17 protein-coding genes are annotated in these 21,342 nt (G+C 31.2%); all 17 read left to right on the top strand.

Annotated elements, in window-relative coordinates; genetic code table 11:
- Positions 1-81: 81 nt before the first annotated feature.
- Positions 82-1,575 carry a PTS fructose transporter subunit IIC gene (locus RsY01_RS02360; RefSeq protein WP_094783957.1) on the top strand — a complete coding sequence of 498 codons (1,494 nt, stop codon included), beginning with the start codon at positions 82-84 and terminating at the stop codon, positions 1,573-1,575.
- Between the two features lie 12 nt (positions 1,576-1,587).
- A complete protein-coding gene (locus RsY01_RS02355) occupies positions 1,588-2,040 on the top strand; it encodes a PTS sugar transporter subunit IIA (protein ID WP_094783956.1) in 453 nt (150 codons plus the stop codon).
- Between the two features lie 58 nt (positions 2,041-2,098).
- The gene (locus RsY01_RS02350) at positions 2,099-4,717 is read left to right on the top strand and encodes a glycoside hydrolase family 38 N-terminal domain-containing protein (protein WP_094783955.1); all 2,619 of its coding nucleotides are present in this window, start codon (positions 2,099-2,101) and stop codon (positions 4,715-4,717) included.
- 9 nt (positions 4,718-4,726) lie between these two features.
- Entirely contained in the window at positions 4,727-5,527 is an 801-nt protein-coding gene (locus RsY01_RS02345; protein ID WP_094783954.1) for a MurR/RpiR family transcriptional regulator, read from the top strand.
- Between the two features lie 2 nt (positions 5,528-5,529).
- Complete coding sequence (locus tag RsY01_RS02340) at positions 5,530-6,909, top strand: glycoside hydrolase family 1 protein (RefSeq protein ID WP_094783953.1); 1,380 nt, start codon at positions 5,530-5,532, stop codon at positions 6,907-6,909.
- Positions 6,910-7,624: 715 nt separating this feature from the next.
- Entirely contained in the window at positions 7,625-9,670 is a 2,046-nt protein-coding gene (locus RsY01_RS02335) for an AAA family ATPase (protein ID WP_094783952.1), read from the top strand.
- Complete coding sequence (locus RsY01_RS02330) at positions 9,663-10,682, top strand: UvrD-helicase domain-containing protein (protein ID WP_157905769.1); 1,020 nt, start codon at positions 9,663-9,665, stop codon at positions 10,680-10,682. The genes RsY01_RS02335 and RsY01_RS02330 overlap by 8 nt, the downstream gene beginning before the upstream one ends.
- A 29-nt stretch (positions 10,683-10,711) precedes the next feature.
- Positions 10,712-11,503, top strand: a complete 792-nt coding sequence (locus tag RsY01_RS02325) for a 3'-5' exonuclease (protein ID WP_094783950.1) — start codon at positions 10,712-10,714, stop codon at positions 11,501-11,503.
- 641 nt (positions 11,504-12,144) lie between these two features.
- Complete coding sequence (locus RsY01_RS02320) at positions 12,145-13,125, top strand: D-alanine--D-alanine ligase family protein (protein WP_094783949.1); 981 nt, start codon at positions 12,145-12,147, stop codon at positions 13,123-13,125.
- The gene (locus RsY01_RS02315) at positions 13,115-14,326 is read left to right on the top strand and encodes a hypothetical protein (protein ID WP_094783948.1); all 1,212 of its coding nucleotides are present in this window, start codon (positions 13,115-13,117) and stop codon (positions 14,324-14,326) included. The genes RsY01_RS02320 and RsY01_RS02315 overlap by 11 nt, the downstream gene beginning before the upstream one ends.
- Complete coding sequence (locus tag RsY01_RS02310) at positions 14,319-15,206, top strand: aminotransferase class IV (RefSeq protein WP_094783947.1); 888 nt, start codon at positions 14,319-14,321, stop codon at positions 15,204-15,206. Before RsY01_RS02315 ends, RsY01_RS02310 begins: the two co-directional genes overlap by 8 nt.
- The gene (locus RsY01_RS02305) at positions 15,203-16,030 is read left to right on the top strand and encodes a transketolase (protein WP_094783946.1); all 828 of its coding nucleotides are present in this window, start codon (positions 15,203-15,205) and stop codon (positions 16,028-16,030) included. Before RsY01_RS02310 ends, RsY01_RS02305 begins: the two co-directional genes overlap by 4 nt.
- On the top strand, positions 16,011-16,901 hold the full coding sequence (locus RsY01_RS02300) for a transketolase family protein (protein WP_094783945.1): 891 nt from the start codon (positions 16,011-16,013) through the stop codon (positions 16,899-16,901). The genes RsY01_RS02305 and RsY01_RS02300 overlap by 20 nt, the downstream gene beginning before the upstream one ends.
- On the top strand, positions 16,901-18,097 hold the full coding sequence (locus RsY01_RS02295; RefSeq protein WP_094783944.1) for an aminotransferase class III-fold pyridoxal phosphate-dependent enzyme: 1,197 nt from the start codon (positions 16,901-16,903) through the stop codon (positions 18,095-18,097). Before RsY01_RS02300 ends, RsY01_RS02295 begins: the two co-directional genes overlap by 1 nt.
- The gene (locus RsY01_RS02290) at positions 18,090-18,863 is read left to right on the top strand and encodes a nucleoside-diphosphate kinase (RefSeq protein ID WP_094783943.1); all 774 of its coding nucleotides are present in this window, start codon (positions 18,090-18,092) and stop codon (positions 18,861-18,863) included. Before RsY01_RS02295 ends, RsY01_RS02290 begins: the two co-directional genes overlap by 8 nt.
- On the top strand, positions 18,856-20,016 hold the full coding sequence (locus RsY01_RS02285; RefSeq protein WP_094783942.1) for a LeuA family protein: 1,161 nt from the start codon (positions 18,856-18,858) through the stop codon (positions 20,014-20,016). Before RsY01_RS02290 ends, RsY01_RS02285 begins: the two co-directional genes overlap by 8 nt.
- Entirely contained in the window at positions 20,003-21,337 is a 1,335-nt protein-coding gene (locus RsY01_RS02280; protein WP_094783941.1) for a hypothetical protein, read from the top strand. The genes RsY01_RS02285 and RsY01_RS02280 overlap by 14 nt, the downstream gene beginning before the upstream one ends.
- Positions 21,338-21,342 lie beyond the last annotated feature (5 nt).

The following is a 21,342-nucleotide window of genomic DNA, read 5'->3' as shown; positions in this document are numbered from 1 at the left end:
ACTTTCTATTGTATTTGAAAATGAGAGGTGCTATATTAATAATATAACAAAAATGAAAAGAAAAATTTTGGAGGAAACAAAATGTCAAAAAAAATAGTAGCTGTTACAGCCTGTGCGGCTGGAATAGCTCATACCTATATGGCTGCGGAGTCTATTGAAAAAGCGGCTAAAAAAATGGGGTATGAAGTTAAAGTGGAGACTAACGGTGCCATTGGTGCAGAGAACGTCTTAACGCCAGAAGATATTGAAAATGCTGATTTAGTAATTGTTGCTTCAGATATCAAGATTGACCCTATTCGCTTTACAGGTAAACCTCTCTATGTAACGAAATCTATTCCTGCTATTGAGGATTCTGAATTCCTGATTAAAAAAGCTTTTGATGAAGCAGAAGTTTTTGGTAAAAAAGGGAGTAAAGTAGGTAATATCCAAATCGGGAATGATAAAGATAAAGTAAACTTTTTGACACACGTGATGAGTGGTATTTCCTACATGGTACCTATGGTTATTGCGGCGGGGCTTCTCCTTACGCTTGCCAATCTTTATGCATTTCAAAGAGATGATTTAGGACATATTGTAAACTGGGGCTTTGACACTAAGACTCAAATGGGCTTCCTCATGTCGAAACTATTTTATGTTGGACAAATGGGTTTTAAGTTGATGATTCCACTTTTTGCAGGTTTTGTTGCAAACTCTATAGCTGATAAACCAGCTATAGCTCCTGCAATGATTGGTGCATATCTAGTAAATGACCCAGAATTCTTAGGGACTGAAGCAGGCGGTGGTTTTATAGGCGCTATTATCGTTGCATTCCTTGTAGGTTACATGGTCAAAGGGTTGAAAAAAATTAAATGGCCTAAAATCGTTCTGCCTATTGTACCTATTATGATTATTCCGTTTATTGCAACTGCTGTCATCAGCTTGATTGTCTTATATATCCTCGGAAATCCAATTTCAATGGGAATGGATGCCATGTATGATGGACTGACAAATTTAAATAATAACTACGCAGGCGCACCTATCATTATCGGAGCTATCTGTGGCGCAATGATTGGGTTTGACTTAGGCGGTCCAATTAATAAAACTGCCTTAATATTTGGCACAGCAATATTTACAGATACAATGGCGAAATACGGCATAGAAGGTGCAAATTTTGTTCCAGGAACAGCAACTCAAGCAGCAATTTCTGTAGCGCCTTTAGGTGTCTGGTTAGCAACCATATTATTTAAAAATAAATTTTCAAAAGATGAAAAAATTGCAGCCAGCGCTGCTTTTGGTATGGGAATTGTAGGTGTTACTGAAGGTGCGATTCCATTTGTGGCAGCACATCCAGTACGAATGATTTTCTCAAATGTTGTGGGTTCAGCTGTAGCAGGTGGACTTATCTCAGCAACGGGTTCGAAATTTTATGGCGGAATTGGCTCACCACTCGGAACGTTTATTGGTTACATTGAACAGCCAATACCTTTTGTAACTTGGATATTGTGTGTATGTGCAGGCGTTTTGACAACAGCATTGCTCATTGGATTTACTCGAGGCCTTGAATTTAAAAAAACAGTAAAAGTAAGCTCAAAATAAGAAAGTGAAAAAATGAATAAAGAAGTTTTTAATAAAGAGCATATCCTCTTTGATACAACAGCAAAAACACAGGAAGAAGCATTCGGAGTGATTGCCAAGTTTGCACATTCTCTAGGTGCTGTGGACAATGAATTAGAGTATTTTGAAGGGTTAAAAGAAAGAGAAGCAGAAGCTACCACAGGCTTTAAAGATCACATTGCGATTCCGCATTGTAAACATAAGACAAATTTAAGACCAGGTATGTTTTTTGTCAAATTTGCAAATGAAATTCCATGGCATTCACTGGATGGAAAACCTGTAAAAGTAGCTCTTGCCTTGACGATTCCAGAAGAAGGTGCTACCGAACACTTGAAGCTTTTGAGCTTGATTGCAAGGAAATTAATTGATGACCAATTTCGTGAAGCTATTTTGTCAGAGAACAATCCTAATCATCTGACTGAGATTATTGATAAAATTGATTTCTAATTCAAAGACCAAATCGTCTTGATTTGGCTTTTGGAAAAAAATAAATAAGGAAATAAAAATGAAGAAAAAAGTACATGTCATTCACCACACGCATTGGGATCTGGAATGGTATTTTACCAGTAACGAATCTTTCGTTCAATTGTCATATCATTTGGATGAAGTAATGACCGCCTTGGAAAATAATGAAATTTCTTATTATCTCTTAGACGGACAAATGAGTCTTTTGGATGAATACCTTCAAAGCTTTCCTGAACAAAAAGCGAGAATTAAAAAGCTAGTTCAATCTCAAAAACTATGGATTGGCCCTTGGTATACTCAGACTGATGAATTGATTGTAAGTGGAGAATCAATCATTAGAAATTTAACGTTGGGTATGGCATTAGCGGAAGATTTAGGAAGCTATATGAATATTGGTTATCTTCCAGATTCTTTCGGGCAGAGTAAAGACATGCCAAAAATTTATAAGGGTTTGGGAATTGACCGTACGGTCTTTTGGCGTGGTTTACCAAAAGAAAAAACAGGAGATCGAGAATTTTATTGGCAAGCTGAGGATGGTTCAAAAGTCTTAACCTCTAATATTAAAGATGGTTATTTTGTAGGGGTTGGGCTCATTTATAGTGACCAAGCACAAGATTTAATGTCTCAAATTGAGGATGGTGCTGTAGGCCAAAATCTCGTTTTACCCGTTGGGGGTGATCAACGTTATGTTGATTTTAATCTCCGTGATAGGATCGATTTTTACAATCAACAGCTTAGTGACTATGAATTAAAGGAAAGCAACTATGATGATCTTTTTTCAGAACTTGAAAAAGAGGATTTGGACACTATTGAAGGAGAATTTATTTCTGGTTCAGTATCAAAGATACACCGTTCTATCTATTCCTCACGTTATGATCACAAATATTTAAATGATAAACTTGAAAGACGCATGATCTATCAGGTAGAACCACTGCTTCTTATGGCTGAAAAGCTTGGTATTGCCAATAAACAAGGGTTAGTTGATAGAATATGGAAATTACTGGCTAAAAACCATGCTCATGATAGTGCCGGAGGATGCAATAGCGACAAAACCAATCGAGTTATTCGTGAACGTTTTGTAGAAGCGGATCAACTTTCTTATTCGATAGTAGATTATTTGACCAGAAAAATTAGTGAATCACAGGAAAAAGTGTGCCACAATCAACTCAGTCTCTTTAATACGCTTCCTTTGGAAGTTACGAAGACAGTGAAAGTGCAAGTTTCAACAGAGTTTGAAAATATTCAATTGAGAGATTCAGAAAATAAGGTTGTTGCTTTTGATCTTATAAAAAGAGTAAAAGAATATTCTGGAGAAATTCGTCGAGAAGAAAGTGAAAAAGATCCGAATAAATACTATTATATTCATGAACTAGCTATGGAGGTTACGATTCCTTCTCTAAGTCTTGTTAATTATCAAGTTTCAGAAAACAAAAATGTGGTAGAGGTTATTGCGATAGATCAACAAGATTATATTGAAAATGATAATTATCAGTTAAGTTTTATTGCTGGTCAGATTCAGCTACTAGATAAGAAAACGAAGAAAATCTATCATAATATTTTATCCTTTGAGGATGGTGGGGATGAGGGAGATACTTATGATTACTCACCTGCTCACGATGATAGAGTATTTGATTTGACACTTGACGACAGCCAAATTAGAACTTTTTGTGGGGAACAGTATCAAGAAATGCTCTTAACAGGTTTTTGGAAACTTCCTAAGGATTTAAACGCTCGCGCAGAGGGAGAATGCAATCAAAAACAAGCGTACGAATTAAAAGTCACTTTGAAAAAAGGAAGTCAACAAGTTGAATGCCACTTAGTGATTGATAATAAAGTGATGGACCATCGGATGCGAGCAGTGATTAATCTGCCATTTGAGAATCGATATTCTTACACAGACACTCCTTTTGGAACAGTTAGACGTGAAGTAGAAGATTCGCATCTGAAGGACTGGCAAGAAATAGGCTGGCGAGAAGAACCGACATCTATTTATCCAATGCTGAAATGGGTAAATGCACATGATAGCAATAACAGTTGGACAATCTTTGCCAAAGGTATCAAAGAATATCAATTAACTGGAGAAGAATATCGTCAATTATCCTTAACTTTATTTAGAAGTGTTGGGTTTTTAGGACGTCCTGATTTATTAAGAAGACCAGGAGTAGCTTCTGGAAATGCCTTTAAATATATCCCAACACCAGATAGTCAATTACTAGAGAAATTAACATTTAAATTTGCCATCAACTTGGAACATGACTACAATCCAGCCCAAATTGGTAAAGCATATCTTGATTATGCTTTATCGCTTCCTTTTTATCAGAATCAGGGTCTTAATCTTTTCACAACGACTTTGAAATACTTTGTCTCTAACACTTTGAAAGAAGAGATTTCTATTCCAGAAAACATCAACTTAAAAGCACCTGAACTGGTCTTTAGTTCACTTCGTAAGAACAAACTTTATGGGGGATGGGACTTACGGGTTTATAATCCGAGTTTTGAAGTTGTCAAGGGAGAGAATGTTATTCTTTCACCTCGAGATCTTTTCTATGAATTTGTTGATTTAAAAGGAATAGCTCTAACTGAACGTCAGAAAAATGGTAAAATTGATTTAGGAGATTTTAGAGCAGGACAAATCAAAACAGTCCATTTCATAGATTGAGGAAAAATCATGAAAGACGATATTTTTATATTAATTGAATCACACCGTTTAGAATTAACCTATGTCGAGGAAATAATAGCTAACTATTTTATAAGCAAAAAAGCCCCTCTGAATATAGATAAACTTGCCCAAACTTTAGTTGTCTCTAAGGCTTCAATCACACGTTTTGCAAAAAAAATAGGGTTAGATAACTATAAAGAACTCATGTTTTTGTACAATCTTTCTTTAGATAAAAAAGAAGAGCCATCAATTTCATCAGTGGTGACTGCGATTTATCATGCCTTAGCAACCAGAAGTGACAATACTTATTCCGAGGTTGAGGTTGATAAGCTTTGTGCTTTAATAAAGGAACACAATATTATTCATTTCTTTGGTAAAGGTTTTAACAGTTATACGGGAGCTGATTTTTCATTTAAGTTTTCTCGATTCGGAAAATATGTCCGTGTCATTTCGGAAGAAAAATCCATTTTAATGTCAGCCGAGTTTGCGCGAGAAGGCGAGATGATTATAGTGGCTTCACTAAGGGGAGTGGACAATAATCTTTTAGAAGCTATGATGATAACAAAGGGGAAAAATATCCCAATCGCACTCATTACTTCTAATCCGAATTCACATCTGATCAAACAAGCGGATATCACATTGATTTCAGCTGGACTTACGCATGAAGAATCGACAGGAAATATATCGCCTCAAATTCCTATTTTAATTCAATTGGATATACTATACGAACGCTATCTTCATCTCTTTTCTGATTCTGTAAAGAAATGGATAAAATCTGAAGAAATTTTACACAAGAATAAGAAGGGTTAAAAATGAAAAAATTTCCAGAAGATTTTTTATGGGGGGCTGCCTTATCAGGGCCACAAACGGAAGGTTATGCCTTGAAAGAGGGGAAATCAGCTTCTACTTGGGATTACTGGTTTAAAGAAAACCCGGAAAAATTTAATGAAGGTCAAGGACCAGAAGTAACTTCAAATCTTTATGAACGTTATTCTGAGGACTGTAAATTGATGAAAGCAATCGGATTAAACTCTATTCGGACTTCAATTCAGTGGACACGATTGCTCCCAGATGGCAAAATTGTCAATGCTGATGCAGTGGCTTTCTATCGGGATTACTTTGAAAAAATGAAAGAAAATGGCGTCAAACCAATCATCAATCTCTTTCATTTTGATATGCCGATGTGGTTAATGGAAAAAGGAGGTTGGGAGACTAGAGAGTCAGTTGATGCTTTTAGCTTTTATGCTCGAACAGCTTTTGAATGCTTTGGCGATTTGGTTGAAGATTGGACGACTTTTAACGAGCCGATGGTTCATATAGAATGTGGTTATTTACAAGGTTTCCATTATCCTGCTATTGTAGATTTGAAAAAGGCAGTTCAAGTCGGTTACCATACGTTAATGGCACATGTAAAAGCTGTTCAAGAATTTAGAAAAATTTTACCTAAGGGATCGATTGGTATTATCCTGAATGTTTCACCAAGTTATTCACGTAGTGAATCAGTAGCAGATTTAAAAGCTAAAGCAGCAGCAGATTTGCTTAATATAAAAAGTTTTCTTGATCCAGTTGCACTTGGGAAAATGAATCAAGAATTGATAGCACTTCTCAAAGAGCATGACCTATTACCTGATGCACTGCCAGAAGATCAAAAAGCTATTGCCGAAAACACAGTTGACTTTATCGGCTTAAATTATTATCAGCCAAGCAGAGTTCAAGCGCCAGAAATGGCAGCATATCCTGCAAAAGCATTAGAAGATTTTTATCAACCTTATGATTGGGCAGAGAAGAAAATAAACCCTTATCGAGGCTGGGAGATTTACCCTGAAGCGATTTATGATGTCGCTATGATGATGAAAAATGACTATAATAATCTTCCGTGGTATGTGAGTGAAAATGGTATGGGAATCGCTGATGAAGAGCGATTTATAGACGATTCTGGTATGATACAAGACGATTACAGGATTGATTTTATGAAAGATCATCTCAGCTATCTTCATCAAGGCATCGAAGAGGGAAGCAATTGCTTTGGCTATCATGCATGGACTTTTATAGATTGTTGGTCTTGGCTTAATGGCTATCGCAATCGTTATGGCTTTTATAGAGTGGACTTAGAGAATGATTACAAGCGTTCCGTGAAGAAGAGTGGGCTTTGGTATAAGAAGTTAAGCGAACAGAATGGCTATGAAGCATAAAGGATAGAATTTAATTGCTTTTGACATTGCTAAACCCCTTAGTCATGGAGCAAACAAAATAAAAACTGAAACTGAGTGTCATCATATTTGTCTCTTAAAAGCTAGGTATAATTATCCAGAATCGCTGAAAAAGGAGTGCTAACATGATATAATAGAGAGTAAAATATCTGCTCTCTATTTTTTTATTCAAAAATTAGTGATATAATTTTGTAAGCTAAATGCTTATTCCTAGTGATGAAAAATTTAGGCGCATGAGAAACTAATATGCGTCAATAAACTATTAAGTACATAATAAACGAAGGTAAAGGTAACATGGCACAATTATATTTGGTACCTGTAAAGTATTGAATTGATTGACCTGATGAAAAATCAGCTTTAAAAAGCACCAAATTTAGCACCAAAAAAGAGAGTAAACCGATTGAATGAATCAGCTTGTTGTGAGCTGATTTTTTTTGTTTTTGTTTTTAAATCCTAAAACGGTATTTTGAAGTTATTCATTATATCTTCATTCGGGAAATAATCACTCCTCAATATCAGCTTGTTGATTTTTGATGCAAATAAATCAAAGTGGTAAAAAGTGATATAATTATAGTAGTTATGTATTTATATATCTATATAAAAGGTAACAATCTGTTATCCACAATTCAAATATTACGGTAATACTGGTCATATTAACTATGTTTTGTTATTATATTTTACTAATGGAGATGAAAAAATGAGATTAGCAAAAATGAAAATTTGTAACTTTCGTTCATTTGAAAATGAAACTACAATTGAAATTGATGATTTAAATGGATTTATTGGTGCTAACAGTTCGGGAAAATCCTCAGCATTATTGGCATTAAGTAAATTATTTTCGGAAAATTCAAGCGAAAGAATAATTTTTAAAAATGATTTTTTTCAGTCAAAACTAGATAGCGGAGAAACTGTAAGTGAGAGAAAATTGTACATTGAGGCAGTTTTTAAGGCAGAAATAAATGCTAATGAAACTCCTCTCTATTTTAATAGCTATGTTGTTGATTCTCAAGAGGGAAATCCATATTTACGTATTAGATTAGAGGCTAATTGGATAGAAGATGGAACACTAGAAGGTGCCATTGATTCTCAGGTTTATTTTATCACTTGTTCTGAAAATGACGAAATTACTGAGAGTGATAAGAAAAATGCTAATAGGAATGTTTTAAACAAAATCCGTGTAATTTATATCCCAGCAATTAGGAATCCGAATCTTCAGTTAAAAAATGTATCTGGAAGTATATTACATAGAATAATGAAAAGTATCAATTGGCAAGATGGTACTCGGACTACCATTAAGGGGTTAATTGGAGAATTAAATAAGGCAACAACAGAAGAAAAAGGAGTTGCTCTTTTAAAAAATGCTATTAGCGAAGAATGGAAAAATTATCAATCAGATAGTAGATATTCCGAAGCAACGTTGATTTTTAATTCTGATCATATTGAAGGTTTGTTGACGAAAGCCGAGGTAGTCTTTTCATCAGAAAAAAGTGTTAGAAAATCAAGTATAGATGAAATGGGAGATGGATTACGATCACTTTTCTATATCTCAATGATTGAAAGTTTATTGGATATAGAAGAAAAGATATTGAATGAAGAGAAAGGTGGTAATGATAAATCAATTGATTTGTCATCACCAATTCTGACAATTGTTGCAGTTGAAGAACCTGAAAATCATATTGCTCCTCATTTATTAGGTAAGCTAATTTCTCAATTGAGAAGTGTATCTAAAAAAGAAAATGCTCAGGTACTTTTAACGTCACATTCCCCAGCAATTATTAAGAGAATTCAGCCAGAAGAAATCAGATTTTTTAGATTAGATATAAATTCACATTCAACGACCGTTAAAAATATCACTTTACCAGAGGAAGAAAAAATTTCAGAGCAATATAAATTTGTAAAGGAGGCGGTAAGCTCCTACCCGGAACTTTATTTTTCAAAACTAGTTATTTTAGGTGAGGGGGATAGCGAAGAGTTAATTTTATCCAAATTTTTTGAGCTAGATGCTGGTAATATTGATGTTTCTGAAGTATCTATCGTACCTCTAAGCGGAAGATTTGTAAATCATTTTTGGAGATTACTATCAGATTTAGAAATTCCTTATATTACACTCTTAGATTTAGATAGAGAGCGTAATGGTGGAGGATGGGGAAGAATTAAGTATGCCTTGGAGCAACTAATAGATGTTGGTAAAGATAAAAAGGAACTTTTGCTAATACAGGATAACGAAGTTTTATCAGATGATAAATTAAATGATATGCATAAAAGATCAGAAGATGAAGTTTGTAATATGGATGCATGGGTAGCTAGACTTGAGAAATACGATGTATTCTATTCTTCTCCTTTGGATATTGATCTTATGATGCTTGAGAAGTATGAAGAAAATTATAAAAGCACTTTGTCTACAAATGAAGGACCGATAGTAATAATAAATGGTAAACAAGAAAAAGTAAAAGATATAGAATTTCTAGAATCTCCTATGAGTGAATATAGTGACAAAAAAGAATCAGCAGTACGCTCAGCGTTAAAAGAATATGGAGGGAATGGTGGTACCTACACTGAAAATCAAAAAAGATTAATGGTCTGGTATAATTATTTTTTCTTAGGACGTGGTAAACCAACAACTCATATTTCTATGTTTTCAAAAATTTCGGCTAGTGATTTGAAAGCAGCAACTCCTGAAGTTATTAGTAAAATAATTAAAAGAGCAAATTTGTTGCTGAATGGGAGAAATGCCGATGAATAGATTTGTTGAGTCATCAGATTGGGTACCAAAAGGTGATATTATACTTGAATCTGCTGCTGAAAATGCAGTGAAGTCTAATCAACATTTACTAGTTGTTGCAGGTCCAGGAGCTGGAAAAACTGAACTTTTGGCACAAAAAACTGATTATTTGTTTCAGACAAACTTGAGTAAAAATCCTAGAAAAATTTTAGCCATCAGTTTTAAGAAAGATGCAGCTGACAATTTAAAGGAACGAATTGTAAAAAGATACGGGAATGAATATGGTAGTAGATTTTCTTCTTTGACATATGATGCGTTTTCAAAAAGGGTTCTTGATCAATTTAGAACTGCACTGCCTGAGGGACTTATTCCTCAAAAAAATTATTTAGTAGAGGATGAGAATATAATTGAAAGTGTTTTCTCCAAGCATTTTCAAGGATTTAGTCAATTGGAAAAAAAATCAAAGAAATCAACAATTGATAATGCCCTGTATAAAAATATGAAGTCAGATATTTGGATAGATCTTCTTCGAGATAGTGAATATAATAAAGCATGTCTTACTTTCAAAATGATTAATATATTAGCAACTAGAATAATCATAACAAATCCTAAAATTAAAGACTTACTTCAAATGACCTATTCACATGTTTTTTTAGATGAATTTCAAGATACGACGGATTTACAATATGATTTAGTAAAAGCCTGTTTTCTTAATGGAGATTCAATAGTAACAGCAGTTGGTGATAATAAGCAACGAATTATGGAATGGGCTGGAGCTCGAAAAACAATTTTTTTAGATTTTCAAAGGGATTTTAATTCTGATAAAGTATCTCTTATTATGAATCATCGTTCAGCACCAAGGCTTGTGGACCTACAAAAAAGAATGTATGAGTCTTTAGGAGAAAATGAATTAGAGGCTCATTCTTCGGATAATTGGAGTTTTGATGATGGAGAAATTAAACTTTTTATATCATCAGATGAAAAAGCTGAAGCAGAGAGGATTGTACCTGATATTGTTAAAAAATATCTATAGGTGTAAAAGTAGATGATATTTGTATTTTAGTGAAACAAACAGCTGAAAAGTATTCTGCAGAAATTATAACGTTGCTGAAAAGTTATGGTGTTAGAGCACGTATAGAAAATGACTTTCAAGATTCACTTAAGCAGTCAGTAGTGTTATTGATATTAAATATTTTTAAAGTAAGTTTAAAAATTCAAACAGCAGATGAGTGGGAGAATCTTGAAAATTTTTGGTTGAAAATTACTGGTCTAGCCGAAGGGATTGGAGGACATACTTTTGATTCTGTTCAAACGGAATTGAATGAATTGATTTATTATTGTCAAAATAGACTAAATGATATTTCTGATAAAAATGATTTTGTTGTACTTGTACAAGAAATTATTAAAAAAATAGAGGTAGAAAGAATTTGTAGAGTATTTCCTGAGTATGAACAAGGGAATTATCTAGTAACAGTATTGAATATATTTGTAGATCTTTTCTGGAAAGAATACAATTCAATTGATGGATTTAAAGTTGCTATTGAAAAATTTCAAGGGGAAAATACGATTCCTATAATGACGATTCACAAAAGCAAAGGATTAGAGTATGAAGCAGTTTATTTTGTGGGACTTGAAGACTCGGCTTTTTGGAATTTTAAAAATCAACCTGAAGCAGATAGAAGTGCATTTTTTGTTGCTATATCTAGGGCTAAAAGATATATGTCCTTCTCATATTGTAAAAAAAGGTCAAACCTTGTGAACTATTATAATCCGAGTGGAGATCAAAAAAATGATAACATAAATGAATTTTTTGATTTATTACTGCAGCCAGGTGTTGCTACAATTGTTTCATGAGAATAACTTCATAGGTATGATATATGGTTGATACTTGAATTCAAAAAAATGTGATTGTTGATAAGAGGGGGGACTTATTAAATTTTTTCTAGCTCTAGTCAAATATAGGATTATTAATTACAAAATGAATTAGTGTAAAAATTTAATAAAAAGGAATTGGGACAAAAGTCTCAGCAATAAAAGAGCCGTAAGAAATTTGTTTTGAAAACTGATTTCTTACGGCTTTTATATTTTATAAGTAACTAGAAATAATTTGGTCCATGATTTTTATCCCAGTCTTTTTTGGGTTTTGATTAGGAATTAGAATAGGAAAAAACGTAATTGATTTTGGTTATTCCGAATAAATTTACTATAATAAAATTTGCAAATAAAGATATTTTTGAGAGGGATAGCTTAACAGCAACACAAAATGAATGGAAAAAGGAAATATTTGTTTTTATATATTTTATAAAAAAATAAATCCCCCTAATAAGAAAGCGCTTACTTTGTTTTATAATTATAATAGACATGTTGGAGAAAAAGATATGTAAAATGACAGTTTAACTTCAATATAAAATTTGAAGTATGCTAATGATTTTCTAAAATCCAATTGTATATTTAAATTGGATTTTAGAAAATATAAAATAAGAAAGGTTAGTGATATGAATATTATTATTCTTTATGGTGGTAAGAGCCCTGAAAGAGAGGTTTCACAGCAGTCAGCAAAATTAATTGAAGATAGTCTAGAAAAAATCGGACATAAAGTGATTTCTCTTGAGTTGATTGGAACTTATAAAATAAATAATAATTTTGACAATTTATATAATGATTATAAAAGAAATCCAAATTTTTTAAGTGATAAAGATTATACGAGAGAGATATCTAAAGAAGTATTGAAATTGTGTAAATTAGCAGATATTGTATTTCTTGCCACGCATGGAGGAATCGGAGAAGATGGAAGATTACAGGCTTTGCTTGAAGTTGAAAAAATTTTATTTACAGGAAATGGATTTTTTAGTACAGCAATAAGTATGAATAAATCAGTTTCAAAAAAAATTGTTGTCTCAAATACTGTTAAAGTAGCTAAAGAATATGACAAAGAGATAGGGGGGGATAATTTACCTGTTATTATAAAACCTAATGATAGTGGTTCAAGTATTGGTGTGAAGCTGATACTAGAACCTTTGGAACTTCAAGAAATTGATCAGAAGGAGTTTTTAATTGAAGAATTTATAAGAGGAAGAGAATTTTCAGTAGGAATTTTAGGAGATTTAGCACTTCCTCCAATTGAAATTATAGTTGGAGAAGGAATATATGATTTCCAAAAAAAATATGTTTCAAATGTTGTACAGGAAATATGTCCAGCAAATATTTCTGAAAAATTATGCAATAAGCTAATGAGTTCTGCTATAGAAGTCCATAAAAAATTAGGATTTGAAGTTTATTCACGTATAGATTTTATAGTGGATGATTATGACGAGATTTATTTTATAGAAGCTAATAGTATTCCGGGTATGACACCTACTAGTTTACTTCCAAAAGAAGCAGCTACTATAGGGATTAATTTTTTAAGTCTTTGTGATAAGATAATTAAATTAAGTATTGAGGCGAGAAGAAATAAGGAGAATAATAATGATAATTGAACAATGTGAATGTAGATATGTACTAGATTCAAAGGGCTTTCAAACAGTAGAGGTAACGATAATTTTATCTGATGGTACAAAAGCGATGGGAAGTGCACCCAGAGGATCAACTACTGGACATTTTGATATCCAGTATCACGAGAAATTTCAAAAAGGTGAAAATTTTACTCCAGAACTTATAGGTTGTAAGGAAAAATTTATTGAAATTGTTCAACCTTTACTAGTTGGTACTACAATTAATAAGAAGAATATTCAAAAATTTGAATTAGAAATGCTTGAGAAAGGGGAGTTAAATGAATATGGCAATGTATTGGTTGCTACGTCTTATGCACTATGGAAATTATGGGCACTGTATAATAAAGTTCCGCTGTATTCTGTTATGGGAGATGAACAATTACATAAAAATAATGTCAAACATTTAGTGAATATTTTTGATGGTTATCCTTCAAGCTCTCTAACAGGGATAGAGTTTTTACTAGTCTCTGAAGAGAATATCTCACTGGAAACATTAACGGAAATATCAAATATTAAACAGAATTTAAAACAAAGAATGAAGAATCAAGGATATACTGTGACAGTATCTAATCAAGGAGCAGTGACTGTGGAAACCGATAATTTTTATTTTGTGATAAAAAATATATGGAAGTCAGTTAAAGAGGAATCCGAAAATGCAGAAAAGTATTCTTTGGGGCTAGATCTTGCTATGACGGATCATTATGATAAAACAACTGGTTTATATTATATTCCTTGGGATCCTCAAAAAGAAGGAAGTTATGACTTTTTGGAAAGCACTTATAAAAATTGGGAAAAAGAAATAAATTTAACGTATATTGAAGATGCTTTTTCAGATAACGATTATAATTCTTGGAAGAGGTTTAGAGAGTCAAAACCGGAAAGATTAATGGTGTTTGGAGATGATTTTTTTGCAACTAATATTGATAGGTTAATAAAATATGGAAAGTATGTTGATGGAATCGTTGTTAAACCTAATCAAGTAGGAAGTATCAGTTCTGCATTATTAGTAGTCAAATTTGCTGAAGAGAACGGTATTAGGATAGCATTTTCTCAAAGAACTTCAGAAACATCAGATTTAGTAATAGCACATTTAGCAATGGCGTCAGATGGTTCTTTTCTGAAAGCTGGTGGATTAGATAGGCTTGATAGAATTGAAAAATATAATGAGGTGCTGAGAAGTGAATAATTCGATAATTATTAATAACGAATTGTATAAGAATTCAGAACTTTTAGTAAATATTTCTTCGAATATGATTAGATACGGGATTGGAGTTTTTGAAGCTCCAAAGATAGTGAATATAAATGAAAAATATTATTTATTTTCTTTTGAATTATATTATTCTAGATTAATTAAGAGTTGTCAATCTTTAAATATAAAATTTAGGTATTCATATTTTGAGATAGTAGATCAGATAAAAAAACTGATTCAAAATCACACTCTCAGTGACAATTCTGCATTACGAATCAATGTGTTTTCTTTAGAATGCTCAGAACTTTTAGAAGAAGTTGAAGGTGATGTAATCATATCAATTTTAGATACGAATCATAGGAATGATGCAAATTTAATTGAGAAAATCATAAGAATAGGTTCTTTTGAGAGAATTAAGGGACATTCTATATATAAAATTAAATCACCAGCAAATTATGAAACAAGTAGAGTTGAGCTTTTTGGAGACAATGATGTTGATGATGTGCTCTATACTAATAATAATGGTGAAATCTGTGAACTTAGTAGATCAAATATATTTTTTATAAAAGGAAATATTGTTTATACTCCAGATTTGAATTCAGGTATTTTGGAGGGGATTACTAGGCAGCATGTTATTGATATTTGCAAAAAATATAAAATATCAGTTCATGTATCTTCGATTAGTAGAGATGATTTATCAGGATTTGAAAGTTCTTTCTGTACAGGAACAACAAATGGTATTGTATCTATTAAAAAGATCAATGATATTGTTTATAATACGCAGAATAGAATGCTTAATTTTATAAAAGATTTATATCTGTCAGAGTTTACATCTACTGAAATTATAAAAAATATGGAGAAATTTATCGAATTATGAATATTGAAGAATTGAGAGAAAAATCAATTGAACTAAGAAAAAATATTATTCAAATGGTTTTTAATGCAGAATCAGGTCATTTTGGAGGATCACTGTCATCAATAGATTTAATAAATTACATATATGAAGAATATATTCTAAAAAGTAACGATGTATTTATATTGTCAAAGGGACATTCTGCACCAGCATTGTATGCAAAATTAGCTCAATCAAAAATAATTAGTAAAGAACTACTTACTACATTTAGAAGTAACGGTTCTACTCTTACAGGACATCCTAGTTCAACAATTCCTGGAATTAGTTTTGGATTAGGAAGTTTAGGTCAGGGAGCTTCGATTGGTGTTGGTGTTGCACTTGCACTTAAACTGAAAAATATAGATAGAAAAGTTTTTGTTTTACTTGGTGATGGGGAATTGAATGAGGGACAAGTTTGGGAAGCGATGTACTCTTCAAAAAGTCTAAACCTGAGCAATTTAGTATTTGTAGTTGATCAAAATTGTATGCAACTAGATGGCTTTTGTGATAAAGTTTCTAAATTTGATAATTTAAAGTGTAAATTCAAAAGCTTTTTAGGTGTAGACCCTATTGAAATTGATGGGAATGACTATGATGAAATTCAATATGCTTTTTCCAGATTGAAATGTAATACACCACAAGTAGTTTTAGCGAAGACTATAAAAGGAAAAGGAGTACATTTTATGGAAAATAATCCTGATTTTCACTCGTATAGAGTAAATAAAGAAGAAAAGATATATCTTTTTGAAGAGGCCAACAAGTGTTTAAATAAAATGGAGGGTAATAAACGTGAGAACTACAGTAATTGAAAAATTAATTGATCTTGAGAATAGAAATGGTAATATAGTTCTTTTGACAGGTGATGTCGGGAGCTCAACATTGAGTTATAAATTTGGTGAGAAATTCCCTGAAAAATATTTTAATATTGGCATTTCTGAAGCAAATATTGTAAGTATCGCAGCAGGAGTAAATTATGTTGGATTTATTCCTGTGGTATGTTTATTTTCTAAGCATTTGGTTTTAAGAGCACTTGAGCAAATTAATGACAGTTTACTACTTAATAAAAGAAAAGCTATATTGATAGGAGAGTATGCAGGATTTTCATCCTCTTTTGAAGGGGCTAGCCATCAACTTCTAAATGATATTTCCATAATGAGTTCATTTCCAGATATAGAATTATATTGTCCTTATGATAAAAACTCTATTAAGGAAAGTATCGAAGAAGCAGCGTTGAGTGAAAGGACATCGTATATTCGAATCAATAAGAATGATTTGATAAGTAACGTAATGGACCGTAGCTTACTTGGAGAAAATTCTAGAATTATAATTTCTACTGGTTATATTGGTGCACTTATATCAAAAGATTATGAAATGGATAATGATATTAATTCAAAAGTTGACTTAATATTAGTTAACAAAGTTAAACCTTTAGATTATGCTCAATATGAAAGTATTATATTTAAATATGATCATATATATATTATTGAAGAAAATAGCAAAATAGGTGGATTAGCTTCACAATTAAAAAGCTTATTCTATAATAGCGAATCAAACAACTTAAAGATTACTAGTTTTGGTGTAGGTGAATGCTTTGGAGATACTGGAACTTATGAATTTTTATTGAAAAAAAATCAATTATCATCTACTGAAATATTTAATGAAATAAGGAAGAGTTTTTGATGGACTATTTAATTAAAAGAAATTTGTTTGATAATAAAATTGTTGATGCTGACAATATTTATCTGATTGATGAATCAGGAAATAAGATAATTGATGGGTGTTCAAATTCCATGAATGTCAATTTTGGATATAAAGTAGATGAGTTAGAAAAAGTAATAGCAGAACAATTAAATTCGATAAATTTTATGCATACAGGAAAGGGAATTACGCAAGCGGCGATTGACTTATCAATAGAGTTACATGATATGACATCACATATTGGAGATTACCTGGTGTACCTAACTACATCTGGTTCTGACTGTATCGAAGCTTCTCTAAGGATCGCTTTTCTATACCATAAAATGAAAGGGGATATAAGGACTAAAGTAATGAGTTTTGAAGGGAGTTATCATGGATCAACTTTGGGAGCTCTAAGTGTAAGTGGTCATGAAAAATTTATTAATATGTATGAGGAGTATACTACTACTGCAACATTCATTCCTACCGAACAAGAAAAATTTCAAAATTGTTACAATTTTAATGATTTCTCAAGTTTAATTCTTGATAGCATGATTACAAATCCGATTGGTTCAAAGATTATAGAAGAAGATTACATTGAGAAATTATTATCAAAATCTATAATTGGAGATTGCGTTACTATTTTTGATGAAATTGCTACTTCAATGGGGAGATTAGGAACGAGTTTTGGGTTCAATGAAAAATTCTCACCAGATATTATTTGTATTTCGAAGGGATTAGGTGTTGGATATGCCAATATTGGAGCAGTTTTAGTATCCCCTAGAATTATGAATAATATTGAACCAAGTCAAATATTAGGGCATACATTTAATGCTACTCCAGTTGATTGTTCAGTCGGATTAGCTGTATTAGAGTATTTGAAAAAAAACAAAATTTACGAAAATGTGAATGATATGGGCAAATATATGGGCAAATATTTGCAAAGCTTAAAAAAAGAATTTCCTATTATTTCGAAAATAAGTGGTAAAGGTCTAATGTGGTCTATACATTTTTCAAATAAAATTAGTTCGAAAAGATTTATAGATCTATGTTTTGATAAAGGACTTATGTTACTAAACAATGAAATAGGTGTGAATAATCATGTGACTATTTGTCCTCCACTAATTATTAATCAAAAACAATTGTACGAAATTTATACCATATTAGAAGATTGTTTAAAGGAGATACATAATGGATAAAAATTTGGGTTTTATTATTATAACTAATGAGGCTTTCTCTATTAATGCAATGGAAGATATATTGAAAAAATTGTCAACATTAAAGATAAAAAAAGCCATATTAAAACTATTACCTAGAATTGATGAATCTATTTTAATTAAACATTATCGTGAGCATCTGATCACTTGGAATGAACAAACTGGAAAATCCGTGTTCCCTTCCATTGGCTGGCCAGCAGTTAGAGCACGTTTTTCAAAACCATTAGTAGTGATACTTTTAGAAGGGGAAGAAGAAAATATATGTGAAAAAATATTGAGCTTAAAAGGACCTACTAATCCTGAGTTATGTAATTCTAAACAGTTACGTGAAATGGGAATAAATATGACATATAATCTTGTACATTCATCAGATTCATTAAGAGAGGTGTATAGGGAATCTCAATTATATTTTTCTTTTAAAGAAATAAAAAATTTTTTGGATTCAAGTGGTGGAAAAAAATTTGAAAATATCATACATTTACTTAGGGAATTGTATAATATTCAAAAGAAAATTCCTAAACAAGGCTATGAAATTCAAGAAAAAATAGATTTGATGTTATCATGGAAATTAAAAGAACAAAAAGTTTTAAATAATGATTTAACATATGAAACAAAAAAAGTTAATTTATCTAACAATAAATCTATTGAATCAAAAGCTAAATTTTTAAAGGATAATGCAATTTTATGGACGGATTTTGATAATGATATATATATATCATCTAAAATCATAGAAGAATTGAGTGAGTAAAATTATGACAATTCAAATATTTGAAGAGACGTTACGAGATGGATTGCAAAGTTGCAATTTTTCAAATCTTAGCATTGAAGATAAAAAAAACATTATTATTTTGTTTGACCGTTTAGGAATAGAGGCATGTAACCTTGGTTTTATTAATTCCTCAGTTCGTGAAAATGATGAAATTATTGAATTAATTTCTTTTATTAAATCAAAACAACTTAGAATTGAACCGTATGTTATATGTAGAATGAAAACATCTGATTTAGAAGAAGTTAATTGTATATCGAAAAAACTAGAAATAAAAATATCGTCACTTCTGTATATAGGAGTGAGTAGAAAAAGAATGTATATAGAGGGATGGGATGAAATATATATATATGATGCTATCTTTAAAGTATTGAATTTTGCTAAAGATCATGAAATGCAAGTAAGTATCGCCCTCGAAGATTCCACTAGGATGGATGAAAAGTTCTTGAAAAAAATAATCAGTTTAATAAATGATTTTCCTGTTTATTCAATAGCTCTAGCTGATACATTGGGGATTTCTGATTATGAACAAACACTAAAGCTAGTTTCATTTGTAAAAAAGAGATTAAGAGGAAATATTATAATTGAGTGGCATGGACATAATGATTTAGGATTGGCAGTATCTAACAGCCTTGCTGCAATCAAAGGAGGAGCAAAAAGGATTCATACATGTATGTTAGGAATAGGTGAAAGATGTGGAAATACTTCAACGGAACAGTTGCTAATAAATCTGTATATGAAAAATGAATTGTCGAGTAATATACATATGAAGGAATTAAGAAAAATAGTAAAATTACTTCAAAATAAGTTGAAAATTGACATACCTAAAAATTATCCATGTTTTGGAGAGTATTCATTTTTTACATGTGCAGGAACACATGGGGCAGCAATATATAAAGAAAATATTTTAGATGATAATAGGATATCAGTATTTACACCGTATATTCCACAAGTACTTGGTAGGACAATGGAAGTAGGAGTTAATAGAACTAGTGGAGAAGGAAACATTAAGTACCTAAATTCGAAATATAGTCTTGGTTTAGACGAAAAAAAAATCAAAAATATTTTGGAATATGTAAAGTGTAATAATTTATTTTTCAATGAAAAGGAGTTTGTACATTTTGTCAAATCATAGTTGGAGTAGTTTAAATATCAGTATTGACGAAGGTAAAAAAATTATCTCGACTTTATATATTTGGGGACTTTATCCTAATGACTACAATTATAAGCGTAAATTTTTTGAAGATAGAATACAAGAAACAAAAGAGATTTCGCTGAGTTATTTGTCTTCTATATATCCACAAGTGAATAATTTATTCTGGGAACATCAATGGCATAACATACTTGGAAGACGGCGTTTTTATACCAATACTAGGAAACTTTTACAAGAAAATGGTATTCACAATTGCCGAAATATTATTGATCAGTCAGATGATGATCTAAGATTTGCTCTATTTAATAGATTAGGTAACAGAGAGTATGAGAATACAATTTATCCAATAATGTATATTAATCAATTACCAGAAAACTATAAGGTGGAAAATAGTTTATTTAAAAATATTTATTTTTCAAATTTTAAAAATGATACTCCGAAATATATCAAAGACGAAATGAATCAGTTAATAAAACGTAAATTTTATTTTACTGCAAGTCATAGAACATTTTATAACGAAAAGAATAGTTATTTTTTTAAAATTGATGTACCATATAAAATTTCAAACAAAATCAGAAGTTTAACAAGAAATGAAAATCGTATATTCGCTTCAGCAATAGTAAAAAAAGAATTGGAGGATCGGAAGAATTTAAAATTTATTGATATTTTAGATGACTATAAATACATTAGGAGAGAAGGTAATAATATAGTTTTTAGAAGAAAGAAAATTGATAGATTAACTTGCCCGCTATTTGCAGCATTTCAATCTGATTTTTTTGATGATAAAAAGTCGTTTTTCGAATATCTTTATGAGCAAGATAATTATAATGAATTGAAAAAAAGTGATTATTTATTGAAATATTACTTATTACCCATAACTGAACATTTATCTTTTTTTGTAGATATTTCCTTGAAGTATGGCAAGTTAATTTTTCCATATGATTTCCATATGCAAAATATAAACTTAAGAAGGGAATCTAATGGAGATTTTACTTTTATTTATCAGGATTTTGATATGAGTAAAGATCTTTCTTTAAGAAATTTATTTGAGCAAATTGATTTAGCTTATGGGGAGTTTGTAATAAAGAATATTATCAATTCTGTTGAGGGTTTGACCGAAAAAGATAAAAAGTTTATTTTAAATAAAATTGAAGAAAAAATGCAACAATCAGTTTTAAAAAAAATTTATGATTATTTCGGTGAACCCCCATTAAATCATTATTATTTACCGGATATAATAAAGCAATATTTGAAGTATGAAGATTTAAATATAATACCGACTGTTGTCCCATTGTTTAGATGAAGGAG

Origin of the sequence: Pseudolactococcus reticulitermitis, from assembly GCF_002260845.1 — a bacterium.
In the GTDB taxonomy this organism is placed as follows: Bacteria; Bacillota; Bacilli; order Lactobacillales; family Streptococcaceae; genus Pseudolactococcus; species Pseudolactococcus reticulitermitis.
The sequence above is the reverse complement of the archived record's forward strand: the minus strand, read 5'-3'. Positions and strand labels throughout refer to the sequence as shown.